The 11,007-nt window shown below is 72.0% G+C and carries 10 protein-coding genes and 1 riboswitch; of the genes, 8 read left to right on the top strand and 2 right to left on the bottom strand.

Features of this window, described 5'->3' with window-relative positions; genetic code table 11:
- Positions 1-58: 58 nt before the first annotated feature.
- Positions 59-814: an SDR family NAD(P)-dependent oxidoreductase gene (locus ACYVD5_RS12690; RefSeq protein WP_461001201.1), complete on the bottom strand. Its 756-nt coding sequence runs from the start codon at positions 812-814 to the stop codon at positions 59-61.
- 92 nt (positions 815-906) lie between these two features.
- On the opposite strand from ACYVD5_RS12690, the gene ACYVD5_RS12685 reads away from it, so the two are divergent.
- The 7 genes from ACYVD5_RS12685 (at position 907) to ACYVD5_RS12655 (ending at position 6,244) form a co-directional block, all read left to right on the top strand.
- A complete protein-coding gene (locus ACYVD5_RS12685; RefSeq protein WP_461001200.1) occupies positions 907-1,545 on the top strand; it encodes a TetR/AcrR family transcriptional regulator in 639 nt (212 codons plus the stop codon).
- Positions 1,546-1,737: 192 nt separating this feature from the next.
- Complete coding sequence (locus ACYVD5_RS12680) at positions 1,738-2,256, top strand: hypothetical protein (RefSeq protein ID WP_461001199.1); 519 nt, start codon at positions 1,738-1,740, stop codon at positions 2,254-2,256.
- Positions 2,257-2,415: 159 nt separating this feature from the next.
- The gene (locus ACYVD5_RS12675; RefSeq protein ID WP_461001198.1) at positions 2,416-2,958 is read left to right on the top strand and encodes an RNA polymerase sigma factor; all 543 of its coding nucleotides are present in this window, start codon (positions 2,416-2,418) and stop codon (positions 2,956-2,958) included.
- A gap of 1 nt (position 2,959) precedes the next feature.
- Positions 2,960-3,844 carry a hypothetical protein gene (locus tag ACYVD5_RS12670; RefSeq protein WP_461001197.1) on the top strand — a complete coding sequence of 295 codons (885 nt, stop codon included), beginning with the start codon at positions 2,960-2,962 and terminating at the stop codon, positions 3,842-3,844.
- A 17-nt stretch (positions 3,845-3,861) separates the two neighbouring features.
- Positions 3,862-4,617, top strand: coding sequence for an ABC transporter ATP-binding protein (locus ACYVD5_RS12665; RefSeq protein WP_461001196.1), 756 nt, complete (start codon positions 3,862-3,864; stop codon positions 4,615-4,617).
- 89 nt (positions 4,618-4,706) lie between these two features.
- Positions 4,707-5,531: a lantibiotic immunity ABC transporter MutE/EpiE family permease subunit gene (locus tag ACYVD5_RS12660; protein ID WP_461001195.1), complete on the top strand. Its 825-nt coding sequence runs from the start codon at positions 4,707-4,709 to the stop codon at positions 5,529-5,531.
- A complete protein-coding gene (locus tag ACYVD5_RS12655; protein WP_461001194.1) occupies positions 5,531-6,244 on the top strand; it encodes an ABC transporter ATP-binding protein in 714 nt (237 codons plus the stop codon). The genes ACYVD5_RS12660 and ACYVD5_RS12655 overlap by 1 nt, the downstream gene beginning before the upstream one ends.
- 15 nt (positions 6,245-6,259) lie before the next feature.
- On the opposite strand, the gene ACYVD5_RS12650 is transcribed toward ACYVD5_RS12655, so the two are convergent.
- A complete protein-coding gene (locus tag ACYVD5_RS12650) occupies positions 6,260-6,826 on the bottom strand; it encodes a hypothetical protein (RefSeq protein ID WP_461001193.1) in 567 nt (188 codons plus the stop codon).
- Between the two features lie 180 nt (positions 6,827-7,006).
- Positions 7,007-7,092, top strand: a riboswitch (cobalamin riboswitch).
- Between the two features lie 65 nt (positions 7,093-7,157).
- On the opposite strand from ACYVD5_RS12650, the gene cobN reads away from it, so the two are divergent.
- Complete coding sequence (cobN, locus tag ACYVD5_RS12645; RefSeq protein ID WP_461001192.1) at positions 7,158-10,985, top strand: cobaltochelatase subunit CobN; 3,828 nt, start codon at positions 7,158-7,160, stop codon at positions 10,983-10,985.
- Positions 10,986-11,007: the final 22 nt, after the last annotated feature.

Below are 11,007 nucleotides of genomic sequence, written 5' to 3'. Positions count from 1 at the left end.
CTGTTTCAACCGCTGTGCGGGGCGTGTCGGCTGTTACCAACGTCCCGGGACATCACACCTAGTGCATGGCGTCGAACGTGGTCTCGGCGCGGTCGCGTGCGGTGAGCATTTGCCAGGCGGCGTCGGCGATGGTGTCGGGGTCGATGGACATTGCGGCGATGGCGGCCGGGTCCAGCGGCATATCGGTGGAGGGCCCGGACTGCGCGGCCACCATCCGGTATATGTCGCTGCGTTCGATCGCTCCGCCGATGATCAGCGCGCCGGCGTAGACGCCCTGTTCGGCCAGCGCCGCGTTGAGGGTCAGCGCGTAGTTGCGCAGCGCAGCCGAGGAGAGCGCGAGGCCGCCCAGTTCCGGCATCGGGCGGGTGGCGCCGAGGCCGGTGGCGAACAGCAGGGCTCCCGATCCCCGTTCGAGCATGCCGGGCAGGACCTTTTCGACCACGTCGACGGCGGGGTAGACCCAGCTCATCGCCGAGCGGACGCTGTCGGCGCCGGTCTTGTCGATGGGTGTCGGCCAGGCGTCGGGCCCGCTCGGTGCCGGGCCGTAGTAGACGGCGTCGATTCCGCCGTGGCGTTGGGCTGCCGTGTCCAGTGCCGACAGCAGCGCTTCGCGGTCGTGGACGTCGGCCGGGAGCGAATCAGCGCGGATCCCGGCTTCGGCCAGCGACGCGATGTAGTCCGGGTGCCGTTCGGCGGTGCGGGAGACCAGGACGACGTTGTACCCCTCCCGGCCGAAGCGGTGTGCGACGGACATGCCCAGACCGGGGCCGGCCCCGATGACGACGGCCGTCCGATGTGCTGACGCGGACATCATTCCCCTTCCACGGGATTAAGTTGAGGACGATCTCAACTTCGCCTGAAAGCTAGCATAACTTGACGTCTCCCTCAATTTCGTAGGATGGCGGTATGGCCGAAACCAAACCGCTGCGGGCAGACGCGGCGCGCAATCGCGAACGACTCCTGGCCGCCGCCACCGCGCTGTTCGCCGAACGCGGTCTGGCCGCCCCGTTGGAAGAGGTCGCCCGCCGTGCGGCGGTGAGCATCGGCACGCTCTACAACCACTTCCCGGCCCGCGAGGACCTCTGCGACGCCGTGTTCTCCGAGCGGATGGCCGAGGTCGACCGGCTCGCAGCGGAGGCGCTGGCGGCCGAGGACGCATGGGAGGGGTTCGCGGGCTTCATCGAGGGCCTGGTCGCCCTGCAGGCGGCCGACCTCGGGTTCAACGACGTGTTGGCGCAGCGCTATCCCGCCTCTCCCGCATTGCAGGAGGCCTGCAACCACGGTCTCCGGCACTTGGCGCCCATCATCGAGCGCGCAAAGGACAGCGCAGCGCTGCGCGCGGACTTCCAACCGCAGGACGTGGCCGCCCTGATCTGGGGAATGTCCCAGGTCATCCGGGAGTCGCGGGAGGTCGCGCCGCAGGCGTGGCGGCGGTTCCTCGCGCTCTTCCTCGACGGGTTGCGCGCCGGCGCCGCCCACGCGGTCGCCGAGCCCGCGCTGACGCCGGAGCAGCTCGCTACGATCACCCGGCGACCGTCGGCCTAGTGCGGACCGCGGCACGGGTTGCGCGGATTTCCGGTCGGGGCAACAAGGGCTGTGGAAACCGTGCGCGCCCGTGCCGCGGCGGGTTACCTTGGAGGTGCTGCAGCGGCCAGGTGGTCATGGGGCGGCCGGAAACCGGCCTTGCCCCATCGCGAAGGCGGCCCAATCCCTTCGCCCACGACCTGGGAGGTTCAGGTGAACACCGCTACGCCCCCGATCCCCTCCGCGCAGACCGCTGAGGCCGCCGATTCCCACTGCTCCGGACCCGATCCCGCCGCGCCCGCACCCGCACCGGCGGCGGCGCCCGTGGCCCGCCGGGTGAGCCTCGCCCTCGACCCCGTGACCCACGAGGAACTGCAGCGCGCGGCCGGCCACCGCGATGTGGCGTCCTATCTGTACGTGCTCGCCGGGCGCTATGCGCGCTGGAACGAACTGCGGGAATGGCTGTCGCAGCTTGAAGCCGCCTACGGCCCCCTCCCGCCCGAGGCGCTCGAACGCATCCACCGCCAGATGCTGGGCCTGCCGCGGCGCAGGGACGGCGCGCGTTCGGTATCGGTCGGTTTCAGTGAAGCCGAGTTCCGGGCACTCAGCGAGGCCGCCGGCGAGCGCCCGGTCGCCGACTACCTCCGCGAACTCCTGGCCGAACTCGTGTGCCCGGCGCGGTCGCGAGGCGGCGCCACCGCCGAGGACGGCGGGGCGGCGCCCGCGGGTTAGCCGGCGCGATGCGGCGGACCTGCCGGGCCCACCGGGTCTGCTGGTGCTGCGGGCGCCGGCAGATCCGGACGGGGTACGAACGGTCCGGGCCGCCGCGGCTCGGCGGAATTTTCCGCCCCGCCGGTGAACCCGACCGCCTCCGCGTGCTACGCACAGTGCGTGTACTCCGATCAGCAGCTACTCGCGCAGGTCGCCTCCGGAGACGAGGGCGGACTGCGCGAGCTGTACGGCCGCCATTCCGCAGCCATGCTCCGGCTGCTGCGCCGGCTGACATCCGACAAGGGCACCGCCGAGGAGATCCTGCAGGAATCGTGGCTGGCGGTTTGGAGGTCGGCGGGCGGCTACCGGTCGTCGGCCTCGGTCCGCGCCTGGCTGCTCGGCGTCGCCCGGCGGCAGGCGCACAACCGGCTGCGCCGCGCCGCTCCGCCCCCGGCCGATCTCGACACGGTGCCCGAGCCCGCGGACCGCACCGCGGATGTGGAGGACAAGGTGCTGTCGGCGGCGGGCCGCGACGCGATCATTGCCGCCATCGGCCGTCTGCCGCAGACCCATCGCGACGTCGTGGTGCTGGCGCTGGTCGAGGAGTTGCCCTACGCCGACATCGCCGAGGTACTGCGTGTTCCGGTCGGCACCGTGAAGAGCCGGATGTCCAAGGCGCGCAGGACACTTTCCGCGCAGCTGTCGCGAGAGCGGGTGAACTGACATGGGCCACCTGGACGAGGAAGCGCTGATCCGGGCCGGCGTGGGTGAACACGCGGCGCTGTCCGGCGCCGAGCGCGTGCATCTCGACTCGTGCGCGCCGTGCCGCACCCGGGCCGCGGGTACCGCGCGGCTCGCCGCGGCTCTTCGCGAGGCCGAACCGCCGGTGGCCGTGCCGTCCTTCGACGCACTGGTCGCCCCGCACCTGCAACCGCCGACCGAACAGGTGCCGGTGCCCGCGGTGGGCCTCGGCCGAGCGTTCCGGCTGACCCTCGCGGTCACACTGCGCCAGGTGCGCTTCGTGCCGCGTCTGCTGTGGGCGGTGACCGTGGGCGGCTTCGCGGCGCTGGCGGTGGCGGTGCTTCTCCTGCCGCGCGGCGATGCCGTCGCGGCTTACCTCGGCCCGGTGAGCGTTGGGCTGGTGACCCTCGGTGCGGTGGCGGTGTGCGATCCCGCGCGCGATCCGCGCCGGCAGTTGATGTACGCGATGGCCGTGCCTCCCGTCGCCGTGTGGCTGGCCCGGCTGACCTTGGTGCTGGGCGCGCTCGTGGCCAGCGGGTCGGCGGTCTCGGTCCTGGCGGCCTCGCTACCGGGAAGCGGCTACCAGCCGGGCCCGCTCATCGGATCGTGGCTGGCTCCCGCCCTGCTGGGGGCCGGTGTGACGGCCTTTGGCGCGGTGTGGCGTTCCCCGGCGGTGGGGATTGCGTTCGGGGCGGTCTCCTGGGCGATGTTCGCCATTGCCATTCGGGAGGATCTGTTCGGCACGACCGTGGGCGCGGCCGTGGCCGCTGTGTGGGCCCACGACGGGGTGCTGGTCATCGTGGCGGGGCTTGCGGTAGCCGCGGCCGCCCGGCTGGCGGCCCGGCCGGCAGAGCCCCCGAACGGCTGATGCGGATGGAAGCCCCGATGCGTATAACCGCGGAGAACCTGACCTACCGGTACGGGCGGACCGCCGCCCTTTCCGGGGCGGACGTCGACATCGGCGGCGGTGTGTTCGGCCTGCTGGGCCCCAACGGGGCGGGCAAGTCGACACTTCTGCGGTTGCTGGCCGGCATCCTGCGCCCGCGTTCCGGGCGGCTCATCGTGGGCGGCCACGATCTGCGGCGATCCCCGGCTCGGCGCGGGATCCGGCGGCTTGGGGGCTACCTGCCCGAGCGGCCGGAGCTGTACCCGCACTTGACCACCCGCGAGTTCCTGGAGTACACGGCGCTGCTGAACGGTGTGGCCGACGCCCGGCGGCGGCACGAGCTGGCGGACAACACCATGGAACGGCTCGGATTGACCCTTGAGGCCCGTACCCGGATCGTCGGCCTGTCCACGGGCACCCGCCAGCGCGTCGCCCTCGCGCATGCGCTGCTGGGCGAACCACCGCTGCTGCTCCTGGACGAACCCACGGTCGCGATGGATCCCGTGCACCGCCAACGGGTGCGCGCGCTGTTGGCCGAACTCGGCCGCACCTCCACTGTGGTGCTGTCCACCCACGACCTCGGCGACGTCCGGCGCATCTGCGACCGCGTGGCGGTGCTGCGCGCGGGAACCGTCGCGTTCACGGGTTCTCCTGCGCAGCTCGCGGCGACCGCCGGCCAGGGCCGCGATCTCGAAGACGCCTACACCGCGGCGGTGTCCGACTTTGCCGCCCGGATCCGTGCCGACCCCCCGTGAACCCCGCCGCTGAATCCGGCTACGTACCGGGTGGATGGCGCAACAGCGCTGGAGACCCTTGGTGCGAACGCACCCGAAACGGAGGCAGGATGAGCGAGCCGGTCCCTCAAGGGCCCACTCTGGCAGGAGACGCCGCCCCGCCGGAAGGAGCGGTCGACGCCCCGTCGCTTGGCGCAGTGGTATCGGCCGAGGCTCTGCGGCTGTGGCGGCGGTTCCCGCTGTGGATGACGGTCGGCATGCCCGTGGCCCTGGTACTGCCGCAGGGAGTGGTGGCGGCCCTGTCACCCGAGGGGCGCCAGGGCTATGTGTGGGACGTGTGGCTGCAGGTCGCCCTGATGTTCTGGGGCGTGTTGCTGCCGATGGCCGCGGCCCTGTACGCGGGGGTGGCGGTGCGCCAGGACCGCCGGGCACGGCTGCTGCTCCACTCCTACGGATTCCGCCCCGGCCGGCTCCTCCTCGGCAAGTTCACCGCTCTGGCGGGAATGGGATTCGCCAGCGCACTGCTGCTGACCTGCCTGCTGCTCGCGCTGGCCGTGCTCTTCGGCCAGACCGGTGCGCTGCTCCAGGTTGCGGCCGGCGGCATGGTCCCGTGGCTGGCAAGCCTGGCGGCACTCGCGCTGTGCCTGGTCGTCGCGCACGCCTGGGGATTCACCGCGACCATGTGCACCGGGGTGGCCGGCATGATGTTCGGCGCTCTCCTGGCGGACAAGGCGGTGTGGTGGCTGATCCCGCTCGCCTGGCCGATGCGGGCGGTGGTCCCGCTGGCGGGCATCGAAGCGTCGGGCGTCCCCCTGTCCGCGGACGACCCGTTGCGCGACTTGACCGTGCTGCCGATCGCCGTGGGGCTGTCCGCTGCGTTGACCGCCGCGGCGCTGGCGGTCGGCTGCCGCTACGTGAACCGGAAGGAACTGTGATGACCGAGGCGCTGCGCATTGCGGGGGCGAGCAAGTCACTGGGCGGCAATACCGCACTGCAGGAGGCCGCAATCACCGTGCACTCCGGCGAGGTCTACGGGCTGCTCGGGCCGAACGGAGCCGGTAAGACGACTATGATGAAGGCGATCGCCGGCCTGCTCCACCTCGACTCGGGAGAGATAGCGTTGTTCGGGCGGCCGATGTCGGCCCGGTCGCGTGTCGAGGTCGGCACCCTCATCGAGGGCCCTGCGCTGTGGCCCCACCTCAACGCCCTGGAGCACATCCGCGTGCACGCCCGGCTGCGCGGCGTCCCCCGGGAGTGGGGACTCCAGGCGCTGAGCTCGCTCGGGATGGCTGATGTCGCCAAACGCCCGACTTCGGCCTATTCGTTAGGGATGCGGTGGCGGCTGGGCATCGTGCTGGCACTGCTCGCCCGCCCGCGGCTGCTGGTGCTGGACGAGCCCACGAACGGGTTGGATCCCGTCGGGATGCGCGACATCCGCGCACTGCTGCGCAACCTGGCCGCAGCCGGGGTCACGACTCTGGTCTCCAGTCACCAACTGGACCAGGTCGCCCGCACGTGCGACCGGGTCGGGGTGCTCGTGTCCGGCAGCACGGCCTATGAGGGTCCGCTTGAGGGATTGGCCGTCGGCAGCGATCTCGAAACCGGGTTCTTCGACCTGGTCACCCGCGCCGATGCCGGTACCCGATAACCGGGGCCGAGCGGGTCAGGAAGCGGCCAGGGAACGCGCGTAATTGACCGATTGCAGCACTTGGGTAATCGTGTTCCGGTTTTGCACCGGCACCATCGTCGAGTGGAACATCCCGTTGGCCTGCACGGTGACCTGCACGTGCCCCGTGGTCTTCTCCTCCTTCATCAGCAGGAAGAGCAGACCGAACAGCCCGAGCCCGCACGCCCAGATGAAAACCGCAAGCGACAGCACCGCGAGAACGATCCCGGTGGTCGAAATGCTCTGCGTGGTGTGGCTCATGTCGGTGGCGGTCCACGTGGTGCCTTTGATGGGAAAGCGTCCCGCAGGAGTGGTGACCGAATACTGGGAGATCGAGATATCGCCAATGGTGGCCAGCACCGGATCGTTCGCCGGAACCGCAGCGTAGGGGGCTTCGTAGCCCCCGGTCTGCGGCCCCTGCTCGTAGGGAACCATCGCCCCCGGCGGTGGGCCGTCATACGGCTGGCCACCCGGCGGAGTCCCCGGCTGCCCGAACGGGTCCGACTGAAATGGAGGGCGGTAAGGATCGTCGGGATCGGGCGGCGGCTGGGGGAAATGGCTCATGCTCCCGATTCTCGCAAAGCCCGGAGGCAACAGGAACTGTTCCGCCGCATCGGCGCAGGATTCCGCCGCCGTGTCCGCCCGGGCGCCGGGCCACCCGGCCACTTGGCCGCCGCGCCCGGCCGACACGCCCGCCCCGCTGCCCGGGCAGGGGCGTCTGCCAAGATGGGCGGCGACGGCACGAAGGAACGCGGTGGGAACCCGCGGCTGTCCCGCAACTGTCAGGGCCCGCCCTCCGCCCGCCGGAGCGCCGCCCGAGCCAGGAACTTCGACCGTCGTGCACCTGTCCGGTTACGGGGCGAGGACCCCGGCTCTGCCAATAGAAGGACTACGCGTGGCTACGATCCTGCTGCTGTCCACCGCCGACACCGAGTTGCTGGCGGCCCGGGCCGCCGAATCCGGCTACCGCACCGCGAACCCGGCCCGCACCGACCCGGACGAGCTCGGCGACCTGCTCGACGGCGCCGATCTGGCGGTGGTGCGGCTGCTCGGCGGCAGCGAGGCCTGGCCCCGCGGACTGGAGCGGCTGCGCACCAGCGGGGTGCCGCTCGTGGCACTGGGCGGCGAGGACGCTCCCGACGCCGAGATGATCGCGCACTCCACCGTTCCCTCGGGTGTCGCCACCGACGCCCACGCCTACCTGCGCGAAGGCGGAATCGGCAACCTGCGCGAGCTCGCCCGCTTCCTTTCCGACACGGTGCTGCTGACGGGCGAGGGCTTCGAGCCCCCCGAGACCATGCCCGAGTACGGAATCCACGCGATCGGGCCGCGCACCGCCGGCGGCGGTCCGGCGGCCGAGCCCGGCGGGACCGCCGCACCCGCGGGGGCAGCCGGGGCCGAGCCCAGCCCCACCGTGGCCGTCGTGTTCTACCGCGCCCACGAACTGTCCGGCAACACGGCCTTCGTCGACACGCTGTGCCACGCCATCGAGGACGCCGGCGGCACACCGCTACCGGTCTTCTCCGGTTCGCTGCGCGGCCTTTCCCGCGAAACCGCCCCCGGCCTGTTCGAGATCCTCGACCGCGCCGACGCCGTCATCACCACGGTGCTCGCCGCGGGCGGCGCCGTGGCCGCCGACGCCAGCGGCGGCGGCGACGAGGACGCCTGGGACGCCGGCGCGCTCGCCGCATTGGACGTGCCGATCCTGCAAGGGCTGGTGCTCACCTCCACCCGCGAACGCTGGCAGGCCTCCGACGCCGCGCTGACCCCCATGGACGCCGGCATGCAGGTGGCCATCCCCGAGTTCGACGGCCGGCTGGTCACCGTGCCGTTCTCGTTCAAGGAGATCTCCGCCGACACCGGCATCCCCGTCTACGCGGCCGACCCCGAGCGCGCCGCCCGCATCGCCGGGATCGCGGTGCGCCACGCGCGGCTGCACTCGGTGCCACCCGCGCGGCGCCGCCTGGGCGTGGTGCTGTCGTCCTACCCGACCAAGCACTCCCGGGTGGGCAACGCGGTCGGCCTCGACACCCCGGCCTCGGCCGTCCGGTTGTTCCGCGAGCTTGTCGAACGCGGCTACGACCTGGGCGCCGACGACTCGCTGTGGCGGGTGCCCGGCCCCGACGAGGACCGCCGTGCCGACGACGGCGACCCGCTCATCCACGCCCTGATCGCCGCGGGCGGCCACGACGTGGAGTGGCTCAGCGAGGACCAGCTCGCCGCGGCGACCAACCGGGTCCCGCTGGACGACTACACCAAGTGGTTCGAGGCCCTGCCGGCCGAGCTGCGCACGGCCGTCACCGACCACTGGGGGCCGCCGCCCGGCGATCTCTACGTCGACCACTCCAGCGGCCGCCCCGAGATCGTGCTGGCCTCGCTGCGGTTCGGCAACGTCGTGCTGATGATCCAGCCGCCGCGCGGGTTCGGCGAGAACCCCATCGCCATCTACCACAGCCCCGACCTGCCGCCCTCCCACCACTACCTGGCCGCCTACCGCTGGCTTGAGGCGCCCGCCGGCACCGCCGGCGGCGAGACCGCCACGGGCTTCGGCGCCCACGCAGTGATCCACCTGGGCAAGCACGGCACGCTGGAGTGGCTGCCCGGCAAGGGCCTGGGCCTGGCCGCCGAAGACTCGCCCGATGCGGTGCTGGGCGACCTGCCGCTCATCTACCCGTTCATCGTCAACGACCCCGGCGAGGGCACCCAGGCCAAGCGCCGCGCCCACGCCACCGTCGTCGACCACTTGGTCCCGCCGATGGCCCGCGCCGACACCTACGGCGACATCGCCAAGCTGGAGCAGCTGCTCGACGAGTACGCCATGGTCAACGACCTGGACCCCGACAAAACCCCGGCGCTGCGCGCCCAGATCTGGACCCTGATCAAGACCGCCGAGCTGCACCACGACCTGCACCAGCCGGAGATGCCCGGCGAGGACGAGTTCGACGACTTCGTCATGCACGTCGACGGCTACCTGTGCGAGATCAAGGACGTGCAGATCCGCGACGGCCTGCACATCCTCGGCCTGGCACCCGAAGGCGAGTCCCGCGTCAACCTGGCCATGGCCGTGCTGCGCGCCTCGCAGGTGTGGGGCGGCCGGGCCGGAGCGCTGCCGGGCCTGCGCGCCGTGCTCGCGGCCGCATTCGGACTGGCTGAGAAGGAACTGCTGGCCGAACCGGGTGCGCGCGCGGCCGTGCCCGAGTCCCTGACCGCGCTCGCCGACGGCCCTGCGCGCACCGCATCCGACGCCCTCGACCTCATCGACACCCTGGCCCGGCGCCTGGTCGAGCAGATGGAGGAGCGCGGCTGGGCGGCCGGCGACGCCGAGCCGGTGGTCGCCGGCGTGCTCGGCGATGCGGTACCCGCGGGCGAGGCCGCCGAGATGGCGCGTGTGCTGCGGTTCGCCGCCGAGGAGGTCGTGCCGCGGCTGGCCGCCACCACCGACGAGATCGGCGCGGTGCTGCACGCCCTGGACGGCGGCCACATCCCCGCCGGGCCTTCGGGCTCGCCCACCCGCGGGCTGGTGAACGTACTGCCCACCGGCCGCAACTTCTACTCGGTCGACCCCAAGGCCGTACCTTCCCGCAACTCCTGGGACGTGGGCCAGGCCCTCGCCGACTCGCTGGTGCGCCGGCACCTCGACGACACCGGCGACTACCCCGCGTCGGTGGGGCTGACCGTGTGGGGTACCGCAGCCATGCGCACCCAGGGCGACGACATCGCCGAGGTCCTGGCCCTGCTGGGTGTGCGCCCCACCTGGGACGACGCCTCGCGCCGGGTCACCGGGTTCGAGATCGTGCCGCCTGAGGAGCTGGGCCGGCCCCGCATCGATGTCACCCTGCGTATCTCCGGTTTCTTCCGCGACGCGTTCCCGCACGTAATCGGCCTGGTCGACGACGCCATCAAGGCGGTCTCCGAACTCGACGAACCCGCCGACCAGAACTTCCCGCGCGCCCACGCGCTGGCCGACCACACCGAGCACGGCGACTGGCGGCGCGCCACCACACGCATCTTCGGTTCGCGCCCCGGCGCCTACGGGGCGGGCCTGCTGCCGCTCATCGACACCCGCAATTGGCGCGACGACGCCGACCTCGCCGAGGTGTACGCGGTCTGGGGCGGCTACGCCTACGGCCGCGGCCTCGACGGCCGCGAGGCCCGCACCGACATGGAGTCCTCGTTCCGCCGCATTTCCGTGGCCGCCAAGAACCAGGACACCCGCGAGCACGACATCGTCGACTCCGACGACTACTTCCAGTACCACGGCGGCATGGTCGCGATGGTCCGCCGGCTCACCGGTGCCAACCCCGAGGCCTATGTCGGCGACTCCGCGGTGCCCGACCAGGTCAAGACCCGCACCCTGGGCGAGGAGACCCGCCGCGTCTTCCGCGCCCGGGTGGTCAACCCCCGATGGATCGCGGCCATGCGCAGGCACGGCTACAAGGGTGCGTTCGAGCTCGCCGCAACGGTCGATTACCTGTTCGGCTACGACGCCACCGCCGGTGTCGTCGACGACTGGATGTACGCCAAGCTCGCCGAGACCTACGTCTTCGACCCCGAGAACCGCGAGTTCCTGGAGCAGTCCAACCCGTGGGCGCTGCGCGGTATGACCGAGCGCCTGCTTGAGGCGGCCGAGCGCGAGCTGTGGGAGCAGCCCGACCCCGAGGTACTCGACCGGCTGCGCGAGACCTACCTGGCGTTGGAGGGCGACCTGGAAGACCAGGGCTGAGCAGAAGACCCGACCCGAGCCG

Source organism: Streptomonospora sediminis (assembly GCF_054778995.1).
Note: the sequence above shows the minus strand (reverse complement) of the source record. Positions and strands in the feature narration are given on the sequence as shown.

Excerpts from the sequence above, each read along its gene's own strand:
- ACYVD5_RS12690 (WP_461001201.1), bottom strand. The coding sequence starts at position 814 with ATGATGTCCGCGTCAGCACATCGGACGGCCGTCGTCATCGGGGCCGGC.
- ACYVD5_RS12685 (WP_461001200.1), top strand. The coding sequence starts at position 907 with ATGGCCGAAACCAAACCGCTGCGGGCAGACGCGGCGCGCAATCGCGAA.
- ACYVD5_RS12670 (WP_461001197.1), top strand. The coding sequence starts at position 2,960 with ATGGGCCACCTGGACGAGGAAGCGCTGATCCGGGCCGGCGTGGGTGAA.
- ACYVD5_RS12665 (WP_461001196.1), top strand. The coding sequence starts at position 3,862 with ATGCGTATAACCGCGGAGAACCTGACCTACCGGTACGGGCGGACCGCC.
- ACYVD5_RS12660 (WP_461001195.1), top strand. The coding sequence starts at position 4,707 with ATGAGCGAGCCGGTCCCTCAAGGGCCCACTCTGGCAGGAGACGCCGCC.
- ACYVD5_RS12655 (WP_461001194.1), top strand. The coding sequence starts at position 5,531 with ATGACCGAGGCGCTGCGCATTGCGGGGGCGAGCAAGTCACTGGGCGGC.
- ACYVD5_RS12650 (WP_461001193.1), bottom strand. The coding sequence starts at position 6,826 with ATGAGCCATTTCCCCCAGCCGCCGCCCGATCCCGACGATCCTTACCGC.